Annotated in this window: 18 protein-coding genes; 12 read left to right on the top strand and 6 right to left on the bottom strand. The window is 72.4% G+C overall.

Translation table 11 applies throughout. The annotated features are described in order from the left end of the window. The first annotated feature begins 14 nt into the window (after positions 1-14). The gene (locus tag ACLQ2V_RS22065) at positions 15-470 is read left to right on the top strand and encodes an SRPBCC family protein (protein ID WP_425720454.1); all 456 of its coding nucleotides are present in this window, start codon (positions 15-17) and stop codon (positions 468-470) included. A gap of 93 nt (positions 471-563) precedes the next feature. Here the strand turns inward: ACLQ2V_RS22065 and ACLQ2V_RS22060 are convergent, their stop codons facing one another. Further along, positions 564-1,046 carry a hypothetical protein gene (locus ACLQ2V_RS22060; protein ID WP_425720453.1) on the bottom strand — a complete coding sequence of 161 codons (483 nt, stop codon included), beginning with the start codon at positions 1,044-1,046 and terminating at the stop codon, positions 564-566. 53 nt (positions 1,047-1,099) lie between these two features. After that, positions 1,100-1,522 (bottom strand): DUF6069 family protein, encoded by a 423-nt coding sequence (locus tag ACLQ2V_RS22055; protein ID WP_425720452.1) that lies wholly within the window; start codon positions 1,520-1,522, stop codon positions 1,100-1,102. Between the two features lie 271 nt (positions 1,523-1,793). On the opposite strand from ACLQ2V_RS22055, the gene ACLQ2V_RS22050 reads away from it, so the two are divergent. From ACLQ2V_RS22050 to rfbB, 6 genes are all read left to right on the top strand, one after another. Next, the gene (locus ACLQ2V_RS22050) at positions 1,794-2,819 is read left to right on the top strand and encodes a hypothetical protein (protein ID WP_425720451.1); all 1,026 of its coding nucleotides are present in this window, start codon (positions 1,794-1,796) and stop codon (positions 2,817-2,819) included. A gap of 165 nt (positions 2,820-2,984) precedes the next feature. Further along, complete coding sequence (gene mqnE, locus ACLQ2V_RS22045; RefSeq protein WP_425720450.1) at positions 2,985-4,151, top strand: aminofutalosine synthase MqnE; 1,167 nt, start codon at positions 2,985-2,987, stop codon at positions 4,149-4,151. Between the two features lie 44 nt (positions 4,152-4,195). After that, positions 4,196-4,489 carry a ferredoxin gene (locus ACLQ2V_RS22040; protein WP_425720449.1) on the top strand — a complete coding sequence of 98 codons (294 nt, stop codon included), beginning with the start codon at positions 4,196-4,198 and terminating at the stop codon, positions 4,487-4,489. Next, positions 4,486-5,442 (top strand): menaquinone biosynthetic enzyme MqnA/MqnD family protein, encoded by a 957-nt coding sequence (locus tag ACLQ2V_RS22035; RefSeq protein WP_425720448.1) that lies wholly within the window; start codon positions 4,486-4,488, stop codon positions 5,440-5,442. The genes ACLQ2V_RS22040 and ACLQ2V_RS22035 overlap by 4 nt, the downstream gene beginning before the upstream one ends. Positions 5,443-5,459: 17 nt before the next feature. Then, positions 5,460-6,662 (top strand): cyclic dehypoxanthinyl futalosine synthase, encoded by a 1,203-nt coding sequence (gene mqnC, locus ACLQ2V_RS22030; RefSeq protein ID WP_425720447.1) that lies wholly within the window; start codon positions 5,460-5,462, stop codon positions 6,660-6,662. A gap of 61 nt (positions 6,663-6,723) precedes the next feature. After that, positions 6,724-7,677, top strand: coding sequence for a dTDP-glucose 4,6-dehydratase (rfbB, locus tag ACLQ2V_RS22025; protein WP_425720446.1), 954 nt, complete (start codon positions 6,724-6,726; stop codon positions 7,675-7,677). Positions 7,678-7,758: 81 nt separating this feature from the next. Here rfbB and ACLQ2V_RS22020 read toward each other — a convergent pair whose 3' ends face one another. The 3 genes from ACLQ2V_RS22020 to rfbA are packed head-to-tail and all read right to left on the bottom strand — an operon-like array spanning position 7,759 to position 11,054. After that, positions 7,759-8,901 carry a DegT/DnrJ/EryC1/StrS family aminotransferase gene (locus ACLQ2V_RS22020; RefSeq protein WP_425720445.1) on the bottom strand — a complete coding sequence of 381 codons (1,143 nt, stop codon included), beginning with the start codon at positions 8,899-8,901 and terminating at the stop codon, positions 7,759-7,761. After that, positions 8,898-10,121: a macrolide family glycosyltransferase gene (locus ACLQ2V_RS22015; RefSeq protein ID WP_425720444.1), complete on the bottom strand. Its 1,224-nt coding sequence runs from the start codon at positions 10,119-10,121 to the stop codon at positions 8,898-8,900. Before ACLQ2V_RS22015 ends, ACLQ2V_RS22020 begins: the two co-directional genes overlap by 4 nt. A gap of 51 nt (positions 10,122-10,172) precedes the next feature. Continuing rightward, positions 10,173-11,054 carry a glucose-1-phosphate thymidylyltransferase RfbA gene (rfbA, locus tag ACLQ2V_RS22010; protein WP_425720443.1) on the bottom strand — a complete coding sequence of 294 codons (882 nt, stop codon included), beginning with the start codon at positions 11,052-11,054 and terminating at the stop codon, positions 10,173-10,175. 245 nt (positions 11,055-11,299) lie between these two features. On the opposite strand from rfbA, the gene ACLQ2V_RS22005 reads away from it, so the two are divergent. The 5 genes from ACLQ2V_RS22005 (at position 11,300) to ACLQ2V_RS21985 (ending at position 17,809) form a co-directional block, all read left to right on the top strand. After that, the gene (locus tag ACLQ2V_RS22005; protein ID WP_425720442.1) at positions 11,300-12,952 is read left to right on the top strand and encodes a beta-N-acetylhexosaminidase; all 1,653 of its coding nucleotides are present in this window, start codon (positions 11,300-11,302) and stop codon (positions 12,950-12,952) included. Between the two features lie 80 nt (positions 12,953-13,032). Next, positions 13,033-14,775, top strand: a complete 1,743-nt coding sequence (locus tag ACLQ2V_RS22000; RefSeq protein WP_425720441.1) for a thiamine pyrophosphate-binding protein — start codon at positions 13,033-13,035, stop codon at positions 14,773-14,775. Next, complete coding sequence (locus tag ACLQ2V_RS21995; RefSeq protein ID WP_425720440.1) at positions 14,747-15,400, top strand: SRPBCC family protein; 654 nt, start codon at positions 14,747-14,749, stop codon at positions 15,398-15,400. The genes ACLQ2V_RS22000 and ACLQ2V_RS21995 overlap by 29 nt, the downstream gene beginning before the upstream one ends. Beyond that, positions 15,397-16,392: a 3-oxoacyl-ACP synthase III family protein gene (locus ACLQ2V_RS21990; RefSeq protein WP_425720439.1), complete on the top strand. Its 996-nt coding sequence runs from the start codon at positions 15,397-15,399 to the stop codon at positions 16,390-16,392. The genes ACLQ2V_RS21995 and ACLQ2V_RS21990 overlap by 4 nt, the downstream gene beginning before the upstream one ends. 73 nt (positions 16,393-16,465) lie before the next feature. Further along, positions 16,466-17,809 carry an aspartate aminotransferase family protein gene (locus ACLQ2V_RS21985; protein ID WP_425720438.1) on the top strand — a complete coding sequence of 448 codons (1,344 nt, stop codon included), beginning with the start codon at positions 16,466-16,468 and terminating at the stop codon, positions 17,807-17,809. 102 nt (positions 17,810-17,911) lie between these two features. Here the strand turns inward: ACLQ2V_RS21985 and ACLQ2V_RS21980 are convergent, their stop codons facing one another. Next, the gene (locus tag ACLQ2V_RS21980) at positions 17,912-18,400 is read right to left on the bottom strand and encodes a hypothetical protein (protein WP_425720437.1); all 489 of its coding nucleotides are present in this window, start codon (positions 18,398-18,400) and stop codon (positions 17,912-17,914) included. Positions 18,401-18,421: the final 21 nt, after the last annotated feature.

Below are 18,421 nucleotides of genomic sequence, written 5' to 3'. Positions count from 1 at the left end.
CGGAACATCATCGAATGCAACGGAGCGGACAACTGGTGCGGACCATCGACACGTCGATCATGATTCTGTCGCCGGCGGAGCGGGTGTGGGAGATCCTCACCGACCTGCCCCGCTACGCCGAGTGGAACCCGTTCGTCCGCCAGGCGGTGGGGCGGGCGGCGGTGGGGGAGGTGCTGACCCTGTTCATCCAGCCCCCAGGGGACAAGGGCATGACCCACCACCCGACCGTCACGGTCGCCGAGCCGGCGCGGCACCTGCAGTGGCTCGGTCGGGTGGCCGTGCCGGGGCTCTTCAGCGCCCGGCACGAGTTCCTCCTGGAACCGGCGGACGGGGGCACTTTGGTGCGCCACCGCGAGGAGTTCACCGGCCTGCTCGTGCCGTTGCTCACGCGCACGCTGAACCGCACCGAGAGCGGCTTCGAGCAGCTCAACCGGGCCCTGAAGCAGCGAGCCGAGGCCGGGACGGACTGAGCGGCCCGCACGCGGGGCGGCGCCGCCGATCCGGGAAGCGGGCGGCGCCGGAGCCCGACCCGACACCGGTGGCTCCGGCGCCGCCGCGCGTGGTCAGCGTGGGCTGTGCGAGATCGCCCCGACCACCGCCAGGGCGCGCAGGTTGTGGGCGCGGCGCACGCTCATCACCCCGAAGCACGCGGCGAGCACGACCAGCTCCGGTCGGGGCCACGCCCCGGTGACCTCGGCCCGTACGTCCGCGCCCATCCGGGCCGACTGGTGCACGTCGATGCGGTTGCCGCCCGCGCTGAGCACCGCGTCGTAGCGACGGCGGCTGCCGCGCAGCTCCCAGGTGGCCGGCGTGGGAAGGCCGGCGATCCGGGCGCCCCGGCCGTCGAGCACGATCAGCGGGGCCTCCTCCGTGCCCACCGTCACCCGGTGGTAGCCGCGGTCGGTCCAGATGCCGAACCTGCCCTCCGGTGTCTCGATCTCACCACCGCGCATGCTCCAGTGGGCACGCAGCGCGGCGAGCTGGTTGCCGCCGGCGTCGGTGAGCCGGAAGGCTCCACCGTTCTTGCTGACCGTGAAGACAGTCACGCGGCTTCCTTTCCGTTGCGGGTGGGGAGGTGCGGGCGACCGGAGGGGAACCGTCAGCGCCGCCGGGAGGAGCTGCGGAAGGCCGGGATGATGACGGCCGCCGCCGCCAGGTGCATCGCCGCCAGGGTGGCCTTGGCGCCCGTGGAGTCGCCGCCCAGCGGGCCGAGCAGGGAGACCAGGAGCACGAGGACCGCGATGACCGTCCAGATCGTCCGCCCGGCGGCGGTCAGGCGCTCCAGCAGGGCCAGCAGCGCCCAGCCGGCCAACCCGGCGACCACGGTGGCGGCGATCACGGCGCCGACGCCGACCTCCTGCCGGGTGTCGCCGCTGCCCACCGCCAGGGACACGTCCAGCGCCCGGGCGATCAGCCAGATCGCGACGGTCACCACCGTGGCCACGGCGATGGCGAGCAGCCGCTTGCCGGCGGAACCGCCGCGTCGGGTGGGAGCTGGGGGGGCCTGCCTGGTGCTCGACATCCGTCTACCTCCGATTGGCGGTCGGGACGGGGGCCGGCCCGGATTCCGCGAAAAACGTGGTGGGTCTGGATCGTATCGGCGCATGTCCACCCCCAGCTTCGGCGGGCGAGCCGCCGCCGGTAGGTATGAGGGAAACCCTTAGCTCTGTCCCGCCCGCCATTGTTTCCGGTGGTGCCGGCGCACGATGCTCGGTGCGCGGCACCCCCAGCGGACCGAGGGATCGGCGATGACGACGACCACAGACGACGTTCCGGGCGTCCCCGATCGATGGATGACTATCGATCTCGACGCCTGGACGCGACACGTCGTGCGGCGCCACTTCGACCCGGAGACCGGCAGCCCGTACTGGCTCAAGCGCGCCGTCGAGCTGGCCTTCGACCCGCGCGACATCACCGCCTACGACCAGCTTGCCGCCCTCGGCCACACCGACCCGCGCGGCGTCGACCCGGTGGACCTGCTCCCGCAGGTCGCGTCGACCCCGCCGGCCGGCCGGCTGTGGGAGTCCACCGGCACGCTCCGTGGACCCTGCCGCTTCGTCCACACCGCCACGATGACCCTCCACCGGGAACACTGGCAGGCCCGGCACCTGCGGTCGGCCGGCTTCGCCCCGGGGCGTACCTGGCTGCGGGTCTGCCCCGGCGGGCCGCACGCGCTGGGCCGGGGCGCCGGCCAGCTCGCCCGGCACCACCGCTGCACCGTGCACACCGTCGGGGTCGACCAGCGCTGGATCCGGCGACTGCTGCGCGACGGTCTGGTCGGTGCGATCAACGCCTACGTCGACCACGTGGTGGGGCAGATCGTCGACGTGCTCCAGCAACGGCCGGTGGACTACCTGGAGGCCGCCCCCGCAGTGCTGACGACGCTGCTGTCCTGCCGTCCCGACCTGGTCTCCCGGCTCGCCGGGGTGGACCTGACCGGCACCCACCTGACCCCGGGGACGTACCGGGACGTGGTGGCGGCCCTCGACGGGGGCGTGGTGGGGCACCGCTACGTCGGCGCCGCCGGGTACGCCATCGGGCTGCCGGTGCACGACGGCGGCGAGCTGATGCCGTACCTGCCCGCGTACCCGCAGGTGACCATGGCCGTGGTGGACCCCGCCGACCCCACCCGCACCGTCGGGTACGGCGAGCTCGGCCGGCTCCGGCTCACCGTGCTGCACGAGGACCTCTTCCTGCCCAACGTGCTGCAACGGGACCAGGCGCTGCGGTACCGCCCGCCGGCGGGCTGGCCGTGCGACGGGGTGGCGAACGTGGCCCCGTTGCAGGCGATGTTGACGCTGCCCACCGGCCTCTACTGACACCCCACCGACCATGACGATCGCAGTGGTCACCGGTTACGGCCCCGGCCGCCGGGCGATGAAACGGTTCGCGGCGACTCGCCACCGTCGCGGCGCAGTACGTCGACGGCTCGTCACCCGCGAGTCGTCGCTGTCCGGCGGGACCAACCTGAGGAGAAGGTACGGATGGACGTAGGACTCAAGCGGGAACTCGAGCAGAAGGTCGCCGCGGGCGACCGGCTCAGCCGGGAGGACGGCATCGCGCTCTACGCGAGCGACGACCTGGCCTGGCTGGGCGGCCTGGCCCACCAGGTGCGGACGAAGAAGAACGGCGACGCCGTCTTCTTCAACGTCAACCGGCACCTGAACATGACCAACGTCTGCACCGCCTCGTGCGCGTACTGCTCGTTCCAGCGCAAGCCGGGTGAGAAGGACGCCTACACGATGCGGATCGAGGAGGCGGTGCGGCTGGCCAAGGCGATGCAGAACGAGCAGCTCACCGAGCTGCACATCGTCAACGGCCTGCACCCGACGCTGCCCTGGCGGTACTACCCGCGCTCGATCCGGGCGCTCAAGGAGGCGCTGCCGGCGAACGTGGCCGTCAAGGCGTTCACCGCCACCGAGATCCACTGGTTCGAGCGGATCTCCGGGCTGAGCGCCGACGAGATCCTCGACGAGCTCATCGACGCCGGCCTGGAGTCGCTGACCGGCGGCGGCGCGGAGATCTTCGACTGGGAAATCCGCCAGCACATCGTCGACCACCAGACCCACTGGGAGGACTGGTCGCGCATTCACCGGCTGGCCCACAGCAAGGGCCTCAAGACCCCGTGCACGATGCTGTACGGCCACATCGAGGAGCCCCGGCACCGGGTCGACCACGTGCTGCGGCTGCGCGAGCTGCAGGACGAGACCGGCGGCTTCCGGGTCTTCATCCCGCTGCGCTACCAGCACGACTTCCACGACTCCGCGGACGGCAAGATCCGCAACCGGATCCAGGCGCGCACCAAGATGGCGAGCCCGGCGGAGTCGCTGAAGACGTTCGCGGTCTCCCGGCTGCTGTTCGACAACGTCCCGCACGTGAAGGTGTTCTGGGTCATGCACGGCCTGCAGACCGCGGGTCTCGCCCTGAACCACGGCGCCGACGACATCGACGGCTCGGTGGTGGAGTACAAGATCACGCACGACGCCGACAACTACGGCACGCCGGACAAGATGTCCCGCGAGGGGCTGCTCGACCTCATCCGGGACGCCGGGTTCCGGCCGGTGGAGCGCAACACCCGCTACGAGATCCTCCGCGAGTTCGACGGCCCGGACACGGCCGTCCGGGAGAGCCCGCAGCCGATGCGGGTCTGAGCGACCACCCATCCGGACACGACCAACGATCAGCAGGTGATGACATGACCGCAACCGAAGAGGCCCTCGAGGTCTGGATCGACCAGGGGCTGTGCACCGGGGACGGCATCTGCGCGCAGTACGCGCCGGACGTCTTCGAGTTGGACGTCGACGGCCTCGCGTACGTCAAGGGCGAGGACGGCGACCTGCGCCGGGAGGACGGCGCCACGGTGCTGGTGCCGGTGATCAGCCTCAAGGACGTGACCGACTCGGCCGGCGAGTGCCCGGGCGAGTGCATCCACGTGCGCCGCCGCAGCGACGGTGTCGAGGTGTACGGGCCCGACGCGGACCCGGTATGACGCGCCCCGCCGAACTGCTGCCCGGCGAGGCCGCCCCGGCGTCCAGCGACCACCGGGGCGCCTTCCGCGCCCCCCGACCCCGGCCCCGGGTGGGCCACATCCAGTTCCTCAACTGCCTCCCGCTGTTCTGGGGGCTCGCCCGCACCGGCGGGCTGCTCGACCTGGACCTGACCCGGGACACCCCGGACGGGCTGAGCGACGCGCTGGTCGCCGGCGACCTCGACATCGGGCCGATCAGCATGATGGAGTTCCTCCGGCACGCCGACGACCTGGTGGTGCTGCCGGACATCGCCGTCGGCAGCGACGGGCCGATCATGTCCTGCCTGCTCGTCAGCCGGTGCCCGCTGGAGCAGCTCGACGGCGCCCCGATCGCGCTCAGCTCGACCAGCCGCACCTCGGTGCGCCTGGCCGAACTGCTGCTCAACGAGTCGATCGGGGTGAAGCCGGAGTTCTTCGTCCGGCCGCCGGACCTGGCCACGATGCTGGCCGAGGCACCGGCCGCCGTGGTCATCGGGGACACCGCCCTGCGGGCGGCGCTGCACGAGGCCCCGGCGCTCGGCCTGCAGGTCCACGACCTCGGGCAGATGTGGCAGGACTGGACCGGGCTGCCGTTCGTCTTCGCCGTCTTCGCGGCCCGCCGCGAGTTCGTCGAGCGGGAGCCGGAGATCGTCCGGGAGGTGCACGCCAGCTTCCTGGCCTCCCGGGACCTGTTCCTCACCGAGATGGACGACATCTGCGCGCAGGCCGCCCGCTGGGAGGCGTTCGACGCCGAGACGCTGCGCCGCTACTACCTGACCGCGCTGGACTTCAGCCTCGGCGACCGGCAGCTCGCCGGCATCGCCGAGTTCGCCCGGCGGGTCGGCGGACCGGACGCCGGCTTCGCGCCGGACGTCCGACTCCACCTGCTCGACGCCCACCGACCCGTGCTGCCCGGCGCAGCCGTCACCCCCTAGCTGGAAAGGCAGCCACCGTGCCGACATCCACCAGTATCGACATCGCCGAGGTCCTGGACCGGGCCGCAGGCGGCGGTCGGATCACGCCGGCCGAGGCCCTGGACCTCTACCGGTACGCCCCCCTGCACGCCCTCGGACAGGCGGCCGACGCGGCCCGTCGACGCCGGTACGCCGGCACCGAGCACATCGCCACGTACATCATCGAGCGCAACATCAACTACACCAACGTCTGCGTCACGGCGTGCAAGTTCTGCGCCTTCTACGCCCCGCCGAAGAGCGAGGCGGGCTGGATCCGCGACCTCGACGACATGCTGCGCCGCTGCGCGGAGACCGTCGAGCTGGGCGGCACGCAGATCATGTTCCAGGGCGGGCACCACCCCGAGTTCGGGGTGGAGTACTACGAGCGGCTCTTCTCCACCGTCAAGCAGGCGTTCCCGCAGCTGGTCATCCACTCGCTGGGCGCCTCCGAGGTGGCGCACATGGCCAAGGTCTCCGGGGTGTCGGTCTCCGAGGCCATCGTCCGGATCCGCGACGCCGGTCTGGACTCGTTCGCCGGGGCCGGCGCGGAGCTGCTGCCGGCCCGTCCGCGTACCGTGATCGCCCCGCTCAAGGAGTCCGGCGAGCGCTGGTTGGAGATCATGGAGGTGGCCCACGGCCTCGGTCTGGAGTCCACCTGCACGATGCTGATGGGCACCGGCGAGACCAACGCGGAGCGCATCGAGCACCTGGCCATGGTGCGCGACGTGCAGGACCGCACCGGCGGGTTCCGGGCGTTCATCCCGTACACCTACCAGCCGAACAACAACCACCTCAAGGGCCGCACCCAGGCCACGCCGCTGGAGTACCTGCGGCTGATCGCCATCGCCCGGCTGTTCCTGCACAACGTGGCGCACATCCAGGGCTCCTGGCTGACCACCGGCAAGGAGCTGGGGCAGCTCTCCCTGCACTACGGCGCGGACGACCTCGGCTCGATCATGCTGGAGGAGAACGTGGTCTCCTCGGCCGGGGCGAAGCACCGGTCCAACCTCGGCGAGCTGATTACGCTGATCCGGGGCGCCGACCGGGTGCCGGCCCAGCGCAGCACCACGTACGAGCACCTGCGGGTGCACGACGACCCGGCGGCCGACCCGGTCGACGAGCGGGTGGTGTCGCACCTGTCGTCGATCGCGGACGACGCGCCGCGGGCCCGCCGGCAGCTCCCCGTGCTCTCCGCGTCGTGAGCGGGGTGCGTCAGGGCCGGCCGACGCCGGCGCGGATCGATCGGACGGAAGGCGGCAGGGGATGAGGGTGCTGGTCACCGGCGGGGCCGGCTTCATCGGCTCGCACTACGTCCGGTCCATGCTCGCCGGGCGCTACCCCGGCTACGAGGACGCCTCGGTGACCGTCCTGGACAGCCTGACGTACGCGGGCAACACCGCCAGCCTGCCGATGGGGCACGAGCGGCTGCGCTTCGTCGAGGGCGACATCCGCGACGCCGAGCTGCTGGCCGGGCTGCTGCCGGGGCACGACGCGGTGGTGCACTTCGCCGCCGAGTCGCACGTCGACCGGTCGCTGACCGGCGCCACCGCCTTCGTCTCGACCAACGTGGTCGGCACCCAGCAGCTGCTGGACAGCTGCCTGCGGGCGGAGGTCGGCACGGTGCTCTGCGTCTCGACCGACGAGGTGTACGGCTCGATCGAGTCCGGTTCCTGGGACGAGGACGAGCCGCTGCTGCCGAACTCGCCGTACGCGGCGTCGAAGGCGGGCAGCGACCTCATCGCGCGGGCCTACCACCGCACCCACGGGCTCGACGTGCGGACCACCCGGTGCTGCAACAACTACGGCCCCTACCAGCACGTCGAGAAGCTGATCCCGCTCTTCGTCACCAACCTGCTGCAGGGCCTGCCGGTGCCGCTCTACGGCGACGGCCGCAACGTGCGGGAGTGGCTGCACGTCGACGACCACTGCGCGGGGATCCAGTTGGTGCTCACCGGGGGGCGCCCCGGCGAGATCTACAACATCGGCAGCGGGTTCGAGGCCAGCAACGCGGAGATCACCCGGCGGTTGGTCGAGCTCTGCGGCGCCGACCCGGGTCTGGTCCGGCAGGTCGGCGACCGCAAGGGCCACGACCTGCGCTACTCCGTCGACACCGGGAAGATCGAGAAGCTGGGCTACCGGCCGGCGATCGACTTCGACGCCGGGCTGGCCGAGACGGTGCAGTGGTACCGGGACAACCCCGGCTGGTGGAAGTCCTGACCGTCGTCGGGTCAAGGGGGACGGGGGCCACCGGCAGCACGCCGGTGGCCCCCGTCGATGTCGGCGTCGCCGCCGGTGGTGTCACCCGAGGGCCAGCGCGGCGGCCCGCACCTCCCCGATGACGGTCTCGACCGCCGCGTCGGACAGGTGCGGGCCGACGGGCAGGCTCAGCACCTCGTCGGCCAGCCGGGTCGCGCGCGGCAGCGCGCCCGCCGGCCAGCCCTCGCGCCCCGCGTAGGCCGGGCTCAGATGGGTGGCCACCGGGTAGTGGATCATGGTTTGCACGCCCGCCTCGGTCAGCCGGTCGCGCAGCGGCTCCCGGGCCGCGCAGCGCAGCACGTACTGGTGCCAGACGTGCTCCGCCCAGGGGCTGACCTCGGGGGTGACGACGCCCGGCAGCCCGGTGAGCGCGCGGGTGTAGCGCTCGGCGATGCTGCGCCGACGCTCGTTCCACCCGTCCAGGTGGGGCAACTTCGCGGCCAGCACGGCGGCCTGGATCTCGTCCAGCCGGGAGTTCGTGCCGCGCAGCTCGTGGACGTACTTCTCCCGGGAGCCGTAGTTGCGCAGCAGCCGCAGCCGGTCGGCGAGGGCGGCGTCGTCGGTGACGACCCCGCCGCCGTTGCCCAGCGCGCCGAGGTTCTTGCCCGGGTAGAAGCTGAACGCCACGGCGTGGCCGGCACCGACCCGACGGCCCCGGTAGCGCGCCCCGTGGGCCTGCGCCGCGTCCTCGACCACCGCGAGGCCGTGCCGGTCGGCGACGGCCGCGATCGCGGCCAGGTCGACCGGATGGCCGTAGAGGTGGACCGGCAGCACCGCCCGGGTACGCCGGGTCACCGCCGCCTCCAGCCGGTCCGGGTCGAGCAGGAAGGACCCGTCGCCGGGCTCCACGGGCACCGGCCGGGCGCCGATGGCCGAGACCGCCAGCCAGGTGCCGATGAAGGTGTGCGAGGGCACGATCACCTCGTCTCCGGCCTCCACCCCGACGGCGCGCAGCGCCAGCTCCACGGCGGCCAGGCCGGACCCCATCGCCACGCAGTGCGCGTTCTCGCAGTACGCGGCGAAGGTCGCCTCGAAGATCTCCAGCTCCGGCCCGAGCAGGTAGTGCCCGGAGCGGGACACCCGCAGCACCGCCGCGTCGATCTCGTCCTGCAGGCCGGACGCGAGGTGCAGGTTGCGCAGGTCGAAGAACGGGACCCGGGTCGCCGGGGCCGTCGCGCTCGTCATCGTCGGTCTCCCTCGGCGACGCCGGCCGGCAACAGGTCGGCCGCGTGCTGGTCCAGCCAGCCCTCGATCACCAGCGCGCCGCGCGCGGGGCCGCCGGCGGCCAGCAGGGCCGTACGCATCCGGGTGACCTGCCGCCGGACGTGGGGGTCGGCGGTGATCTCCTCGACGACCGTGCGCAGTCGCGCCGGCTCCAGCCCTTCGCCGGGCAGCGTCCGGCCCAGGCCGAGTGCCTCGGTGCGGGCGCCGTTGACCCGGTCCTCCGGGGTCCAGGTGACGACCACCAACGGTGTGTCGAAGTACAGGGCCTCGAGCATGGTGCTCATCCCGGCGTGACAGACGACCGCCGAGGCGTGGGGCAGCACGGTACGGAAGGCGATCCACTCGTGGACCTCGACGTGCTCGACGGGGGGCGGGCCGGCCGGGAGGTTGCCCGGACCCACCGTCATCACCACGTGCCAGCCGGCGTCGGCGAACGCCGTGCCGCAGGTGCGGAAGAAGTCGGGGTGGTCGTTGACCTCGGTGCCCAGGGTGATCAGCACCACCGGACGCCCGTCGGCGGGCGGCGTCCACGAGCCGGTGTCGGGCCGGTCCGAGGCCAGGCTGTGCCCGACGAAGGTGAACCGGTCGTCGAACGTCTCACCCCGCGGCTGGAACTCCCGGGGCAGCAGCACGAGGTTGCGTTCGGAGAAGTTCGCCATCAGCGACCAGACCGCGTCCGGCTCCTCGCCCTGGGCGGTGAGGTGGGCGGTCAGCAGGTCGATGCAGCGCTGGACGTTCTCCGTGGCGCCGTCGAAGACCTCCTGGGCCAGCGAGAAGTGCTCGTTCGACGCGACGTACGGGAAGAGTTGCGCCGTGGGCCGCCCCCAGGCGCGGGCGGCGCTGCGCGCGGTGAAGAAGCTCTCCAGGTCGTGCAGGACGAGGTCCGGCACGTCGTCGCGGAACGCCTCCAGGGTGCGCGGCAGGATCACCTCCATCGACTCGCGCAGGAAGGTCAACCCCAACGCGCCGATGTCCTCCCCGGTGACCGCGCCGTCGCCCAGCCGGGTGCGCCGGGAGGCGTAGACCACGGCCTCGGCGCCCACCGCGAGCACGTCGGCGGCGTACCGCTCGTCGACGACGTGGGTCACCCGGTGGCCCAGCCCGACGAGGAACCGGCTGAGCTCCAACGTCGGGTTGACGTGCCCGTAGCCCGGAAACATGAAGATCGCGACATGCTTCAACGTGGAAGTCTCCTCAGTGAACTGATCTGCCTGGCCGGCGACCGGTCCTGGTCACCGCTCGTCGAGCTCCGCCTGGGCGAGCTGCATGACGTAGCTGCCGTAGCCCGACTTGGCGCTGGCCTGGGCCCGGCGGTAGCAGGTCTCCGCGTCGACGAATCCCCGGCGCAGCGCGATCTCCTCGATGCAGGCGATCCGCACGCCCTGGCGGTGCTCGAGGACCTGCACGAACTGGCCGGCGTCCAGCAGCGACTCGTGGGTGCCGGTGTCGAGCCAGGCGAACCCCCGGCCCAGGTCCACCACCCGGGCCTTGCCCCGCTGCTGGTAGTGCCGGATCACGTCGGTGATCTCCAGCTCCCCGCGCGCCGACGGGACCAGGTTCTTGGCGATGTCGACGACCTTGTTGTCGAAGAAGTAGAGCCCGGTGATGGCCCGGTTGGTCCGCGGCCGTGCCGGCTTCTCCTCGATCCTGACCAGCAGGCCGTTCTCGTCGATCTCGCCGACGCCGTACCGCTGCGGGTCGGAGACCTGGTAGCCGAAGAGGACGCACCCGTCGAGGACCTGGGAGCTCTCGTCGAGGAAACCCGACATGCCGGGACCGTGGAAGATGTTGTCGCCGAGGATCAGCGCGACCGTGTCGTCGCCGATGTGCTCGGCGCCGATGATGAACGCCTCGGGGAGCCCGTTCGGCTCGGGCTGCACGGCGTAGCTCATCCGCAGGCCCAGGTCGCTGCCGTCGCCGAAGAGCCGGCGGAACAGCGGCTGGTCCTCGGGGGTGGAGATGATCAGGATGTCGCGGATGCCGGCGAGCATGAGCACGGAGAGCGGGTAGTAGATCATCGGTTTGTCGTAGACGGGAAGCAGTTGCTTCGACACGGCAACCGTCACCGGATGCAGTCGGGTGCCGGCTCCGCCGGCCAGGATGATGCCCTTCACGTGACCGTCACTCCTGTTGTCGTCGCTGACTCGCTGGTTTGCTTCGGACCACCGGATCCTTCCGACCGCCGGCTCAGTATTCGCCCGCGCGCGGCCAGCACCGCAGCGTCGCGATCGGAAGACTAGGGCCTTTGCTAATTCGCGCCCCCATTTGCCGGGTAGGAGGTTCACGCATCCGGCCACGTCGTCCACCCTGGTCCAGCAACCGGGGTCACCCGAGGCTCCTGTCGAGATGGCGGTTGACTATGCGTGTACTACCCACCACCCTGATTCGTAGCAAGAGAGGACTGACAACCATCGTCGCCACGGCGGCCGTGGCGGTCGGCACGGTCGCCTCGATCGGCGCCGCCGCTCCGGCGGCCAAGGTGCAGCGCGCCGAGGTGTCGCTGAACCAGATCCTTCCCGCCCCCGTCGAGGTGCGCACCAGCGACGGCGGGGCGTTCGAGCTGCGGCCGGGCACCGAGATCCACACCACCGCCGGGTCGCCCGGCGCGACGGACGCCGGCAACTACCTGGCCACGCTGCTCAAGCCGGCCACCGGATACGGCCTGCCCGTGCAGGCGATCCCGGCCGGGCGGCCCTCCGGCCGGCCGGCCGACGGCATCTCGCTGCTGCTCGGCGGCGCCGACCGGCGCGTCGGGCCGCAGGGCTACGAGCTCGACGTGACCCGCCGTTCGGTGGTTATCCGGGCCAACGAGCCGGCCGGGCTCTTCAGCGGCGTGCAGACGCTGCGCCAGCTGCTGCCGGTGCGGATCGAGTCGACGACCAGGCAGAACGGCCCGTGGACGGTGCAGACCGGGCGGGTCCTGGACTACCCCAGGTACGCCTACCGGGGCGCGCTGCTCGACGTGGCCCGGCACTTCTTCCCGGTGGAGACCGTGAAGAAGTACATCGACAACGTGGCCCGTTACAAGGTCAACTACCTGCACCTGCACATCACCGACGACGCGGGCTGGCGGGTCGCCATCGACTCCTGGCCGAAGCTCGCCACCTACGGCGGCAGCAGCGGCGTCGGTGGTCAGCTGCCCGGCCACTACAGCAAGGCCGAGTTCAGCGAGATCATCAGGTACGCCAGCCAGCGCGGCATCACCGTGGTGCCGGAGATCGAGGGCCCCGGCCACTCGCAGGCCGCTCTCGCCTCGTACGCGGAGCTGAACTGCGACGGCAAGGCCAAGGAGCTCTACACGGGCTGGGTGCCCAGCCCCGACGGCATGCTCTGCGTCCGCAAGGACATCACCTACAAGTTCCTGGACGACGTCATCCGGGAGATCACCGCGCTGACCCCCGGCCCGTACCTGCACATCGGCGCGGACGAGGCGCACTCGATGGCGCCGGAGGACTTCGCCTACTACATCTCCAAGGTCACCCCGATCGTGCGCAAGTACGGCAAGAAGCTGATCGGCTGGCAGGAGATGGTCAGCGCCCAGCCGGGCGAGGCGATCGGGCAGTACTGGATCGACGGCGTCAACAACGAGGACATCGTGGCGGCCGTGGCCAAGGGCACGAAGTTCATCATGACCCCCGCCGACCACGCCTACCTGGACATGAAGTACAACCCCTCGCAGCCGGCGTACCCGGTCGGCAACGTCTGGGCGGGCACCACCGACGTCGAGGACGCCTACAACTGGCAGCCGGACACGGAGCTGCCCGGCCTGACCGAGTCGGCCGTGACCGGGGTCGAGGCCGCACTGTGGACCGAGACGCTCTTCGCCCTCGAGCACATCGAGGCGCTGGCCTTCCCCCGGCTGCTGGCCATCGCCGAGATCGGCTGGTCACCGAAGACGAGCCACGACTGGAACGCGTTCTCCGGGCGGCTGGCCGCCCAGGGGCCGCGACTGCGCACGGCCCGGGTCAACTACACCCTCACCAGCGGCGTGCCGTGGCAGGCCTGTAGCTGAACCATCCGACGCCGACGCCGCCCCGGTCCGTGACGCGTGAGGGTCACCGGCCGGGGCGGCCCGGCAACAGGGGAGGCACCATGAGCAACGGCAGCCCGCGGGTCGCCGACCACATCATGTCCACGCTGACCGTGGCCGGCGTCTCGCACGTCTTCGGCGTCGGCGGCGCGAACATCGAGGACCTGTACGACGCGGCCCACCGCACCGACGGGCGGATCCGGGCCGTGGTCGCCAAGCACGAGTTCGCGGCCACCTGCATGGCCGAGGGCAGCGTCCGCGCCCGCGGTGGCCTCGGCGTGGTCATGGCCACCTCGGGCGCCGGGGCGATGAACCTGGTGCCCGGCGTGGCCGAGGCGTACGCCGCCCGGGTGCCGCTGCTGGCGCTGGTCGGCCAGCCGCCGCGCGACCTGGAGGGCCGGGGCGCGTTCCAGGACTCCAGCGGGCGCGGCGGGGCCTTCGACGCGACCGAACTCTTCGGCACCATCTCCCGCTTCTGCGCCCGGGTCGACGACCCGGCGGAGACCGACAAGTTGCTGGCCGCGGCGATCGACGCGGCGCGGTCCCCACGGGGCGGGCCGGCCGTGCTGCTGCTGCCCAAGGACGTCCAACAGGCTCCGGCGGCCGGCTTCGCGCCCGTGGACCTGCTGCCCACCTCGGCCAGCGGCCCCGCCCCCGGCCGGCGCGCCGCCGCGGAGCTGCTGGCCCGGACCGTCGCCGCCGGGGGAGAGATCCTCGTCGTCGCCGGCGACGGGGTCGGCCACGCCGACGCCCGCGCCGAACTGGCCGCGCTCGTCGCGCGGCTCGACGCCTGGGTGGCGGTGACCCCGGAGGGCAAGGACACCTTCCCCAACGACGATCCCCGCTTCGTCGGGGTGACCGGCGCGATCGGGCACCCCAGCGTGGGACGCCGGCTCGCCGCCGCCGCCCTCTGCGTGCTGGTGGGGACCCGACTGCCGGTGATGGCCCGCGCCGGGCTCGACGCGGCACTGGCGACCGTCGCGCTGGTCGCCTTCGACCCGGAGCCGCCCTTCGTCGCCCCGGCCGACGGCGTGCCGCTGGTGCACGTCGACGGCGACCTGCGGGCGGAGCTGCGGGCCGTCGTGGAGCTGCTGGCCGACGCGCCGCCGGCCCGCGCGGTGCGCCGCGACCCGGCCGGTCACCGCGAGTACCTGGTCACCCCGCCGTTGGACGCCCCCGGCGTACGGCTGCCGGACGCGGTCCGGGCGATCGGGGACGCCGTCCCCGCCGACGCCACCGTGGTCTCGGACGCCGGCAACGCCAGCGCCGCGGCCGTGCACCACCTGCCGGTCCCGCCCCGGGGCCGGTTCGTCATCGCGCTGGGCATGGGCGGGATGGGACACAGCTTCGGCGCCGGCATCGGGGCGGCGTTGGCGACCGGCCGGCGCAGCTACGTGCTGACCGGCGACGGCGGCTTCTACGCCCACGGCATGGAGTTGCACACCGCCGTCGAGTACGACGCGCCGGTGACGTTCGTCGTGTTCAACAACAACGCCCACGCCATGTGCGTGACGCGGGAGCAGTTGTTGCAGCACGCCGACTACTCGTACAACACGTTCAAGCCCGCGTACCTCGCCGCCGGTGTGGCGGCCATGTTCCCGTCGCTGCCGGCGGTGCGGGTCGGCACCGCCGACGAGCTGCGCGACGCCCTGCTGGCCACGAACGACCGGCCGGGCCCGGCCCTGGTCTGTGTCGAGACCGACCCGGCGGAGACCCCGCCGTTCGTGCCCTTTCTCCGACTTCTCACCGAATCCACCATTCCCCCAGGAGGCAACCGTGCCGAGCACGTCCCACCCGTTGGCTGACATCCCCGACCTCGTGCGCTGGGAGAACACCAGCCGCGACGAACTCCTGGCGCAGGCCGCCGGGATGACCCACGCCGCGTACCCGCACGAGGAGGTCTACGGCGACTTCTGCACCGTGCAGGACTACATCGACTGCCCGCCCGAGGAGGTGTTCGAGTACCTGTGCAACATCCACAACCTGGACGAGTACTCGTACAGCACGCGGGCCTTCGAGCCCACCGACACCCCCGGGCTCTACGTCGGTTGGGACACCCTGGCCGACGACACCCGGATCTACATGCGGCTGATCCCCAACGCCGAGGCGCTGACCCTGGACTACCACTGCGCGTGGGACCAGGGCGAGGACCTGTGGATGATCTACCTGTTCCGGGTGGTGCCGGCCGAGCGGGTGCTCGGCCGGCCGGGCTCGGTGGTCACCTGGACCAACTGCCACCACCCGAACTACGACAAGAACCCGTACCCGGAGCTGGCCCCGGACCCGCAGCGGCCCTGGGTGGGCGACTTCTGGCCGCTCTTCTACGCCGGCCACAAGATCGAGCTGACCAACCTCAAGCGGATCCTGGAGCACCGGCACCGCAGCGGCCAGCCGATCTCCGTGCGGGCCGTCGCCGAGGCCGCCCGGTGAGGCCGGTCAGCCTGGTCGACGTCGGCAGCTACCTGCCGGCCCGCGCCGTCGACACCCGGTACTACTTCGGCGACGAGGAGGTCTCGGACAGCCTGATGTTCCGGGCGCCGACCGAGCGGCGGCTCGTCGCCCCGGACGAGAGCGCCGCGAGCATGGCGGAGCGGGCGGCCCGGCCGATGCTCGAGCGGCTCGCCGAGGCCGGCGACGCCCAGGTCGACGTGCTGCTGACCAACGTGGCGCTGCCGGACCGGATCCACACCGGCGCGGGCGCCGACATCGCCGGCCGGCTCGGGCTCGACCCGGCCCCCGAGTGGATCATCGACCTGCACAACAGCGGCTGCGCGTCGTTCGTCTACATGATCAAGGTGGCCCGGCAGCTCATCGGCAGCGGCGCCGCCCGCACCGCGCTGATCTGCGCGGTGCAGAACACCGCCGGCAACGTCTTCGTCCAGCCCGACGTGCGCCGGCGCAAGCACGCCCCGGTGCCCGGCGACGGGTGCGGGGTCGGCTTCCTGCGCGCCGGCGACGAGTCGCCGATCCTCGACGTGGTCTCGTACCAGGGCATCGAGTACGCCAACGACATGGAGCTCGACGTCGACACCCGCAAGTACTGGGCGCCGGGCGAGGGGCAGATCGACATCGGGTTCACCGACAGCAAGGTCGACAAGATCATCAGCCGGGGCAACCGGCTGGTGCCGCAGGTCGCCAGCGAGGTGTGCGCGCGCATCGGCACCCCGACCCGGGACATCGACATGCTGGTGACCAACCAGCCCAACCGGATGTTCCTGCGCAACTGGCGGGAGGCGCTGGAGGTCAAGCCCGAGCGGCACGTGGACACCTTCGACCGGTACGGCAACCTCTTCGGCGCGGGCATCCCGGTGAGCCTGGACCACGCCCGCAACGAGGGGCTGCTGCACAAGGGCGACCTGGTCGTGCTCTCCGCGTTCGCGCACGCCGGCGACTTCGCCGCCGCGGCGGCCGTGCGGTGGTGACCGGGGCGCCCGCGCCGGCCACCCGTGGCCGGCGCGTCACGGTCCATTCCCCCCGAATCAGGAGTAGCCGCCGATGACCGACACCTTCGTCGCACCACGGGCCCGCACCGGTGAGGAACTGGCCGAGCTGGACCGCCGCCACCTGCTGCACCCGTTCACGCCGGTCGGCGTGAGCGAACAGCTCATGATCGTCTCCGGGCAGGGCTGCGAGGTCACCGACGCGCACGGCCGCAGCTACCTCGACGGGCGCAGCGGCCAGTACAACGCCACCCTCGGCTACGGCCACCCCCGGGTGCTGGCCACGCTGCGCGAGCAGTCCGCGAAGCTGATGACGTACGCCCTGCTCGGCGCCTCGAACGAGGCTGCCGTGCTGCTGGCGGCCAAGCTGGCCGAGCTCTACGGCGAGCCGCTGACGCACAGCCTGTTCTGCAACTCCGGCTCGGAGGCCAACGAGGCGGCGATCCGGATCGTGCGGATGTACCACGCGATGCGCGGCCAGCCCGACCGCACCACCGTCCTGTCGCTGGCCGAGGGCTACCACGGCACCACCATCGCCATGTCGGCGCTGACCGCGTCCCCGCTGCTCTGGTCCGGCTGCGGGCCCCTGCCCGGCGGGTTCGCCCACGTACCGACGCCCCGCTGCGTGGCCTGCGCGGGCGGCGCGGCGCACGACGAGTGCGTCGTGCCGGGGCCGGAGGCCCTGGAGGAGGCGATCCTCGCCCAGGGCGCGGAGCGGGTCGCGGCCTTCATCGTGGAGCCGGTGCTCGGGGTGGGCGGCATCCGCCCGCTGCCCGACGGCTACCTGCGGGCGGTCCGCGAGATCTGCGACCGGCACGGCGTGCTGCTGATCCTCGACGAGATCACCACGGGGCTGGGCCGCACCGGGGCCTGGTTCGCCCACCAGCGCGAGGGGATCCGCCCCGACGTGATCACCACCGCGAAGGGACTGACCAGCGGTTACGTCCCGTTCGCCGCCGTCACCATGACCTCGACCGTGGCCGAGGCGTTCGCCGGTGACCCGATGCTCGGCGGGCTGCGTCACGGCCACACCACCAGCGGGCACGCGCTCGGGGCGGCCGTCGCGCTGACCGTGCTCGACGTGCTCGCCGACGGCGTGGTCGCCAACGCCGCCGCGGCGGGGGAGCGGCTCTGCGGCCGGCTCGCCGAGCGGCTCGGCGGGCTGCCGGGGGTCCGTGAGGTGCGCGGCGTCGGCCTGCTGGCCGCCGTCGAGTTCGACTCCTTCGTGCAGGCCACCCAGGTGGTCGCCGCGTGCCGGGCCAACGGGGTGATCGTCCGCTCGGAGGGCACCGTGCTCTCCGTCGCGCCCCCGCTGATCGTCACCGCCGAGCAGGTCGACCGGATCGTCGACGCGCTGCACGCCGCGGTGCTGGCCACCGACCCGGCCCCGGCCGCGTAGTCGTCCCGGGTGGCCGGTGCTCGGGATCGCACCGGCCACCCGGGGCCGTCGCCTTGCCCGGGGCCGTCGCCTCACCCCCGGGCCGTCGCCTCACCCCGGCCGTCACCGCCGTTCGATGACGCCCTCGCGCCGCAATCGCCCGAGCCAGGCGTTCATGGTGTGCCGGGGCACCCCGTACCGGCGGGCGAGCTCGGTGACGCTGACCGCCTCCCGGTACGCCCGGACCAGCCCGGCCACCTCCGGCATCCGCCGGTAGTTGCGGGTGGTCCGTTCGTCGGCGGCGCCCGGCGGGGGCGACGGGTCCTGCCGGCCGCGCGTCGACTGCCCCGGCCCGGCCGCGCCGGGCGCCGCCGTCAGCTGCGCCGGCCCGCCCGCCTGCGGTGGCGCCGTCGGCTCCGCCGCACCGGGCCCGCCGAACGCGTCGGCGATCTTCGCCAGGTCGACCGGGGGCAGGGCGGTCGAGCAGACCACCCCGTCGGCGCCCGCCCTGACGGTCACCTCGACGATGCGCGGCCGTGGTGTGGTCTCGACGCGCAGGATGGTCGTCGACTCTCCAGGTTGTGACTCGATGGTCACCGTGTACTGCGTCATGGCGCGACTCCCGGCCAGGCT

The organism is Micromonospora sp. DT233 (assembly GCF_049841815.1).
Classification (GTDB): Bacteria; Actinomycetota; Actinomycetes; order Mycobacteriales; family Micromonosporaceae; genus Micromonospora.
The sequence above is the reverse complement of the archived record's forward strand: the minus strand, read 5'-3'. Positions and strand labels throughout refer to the sequence as shown.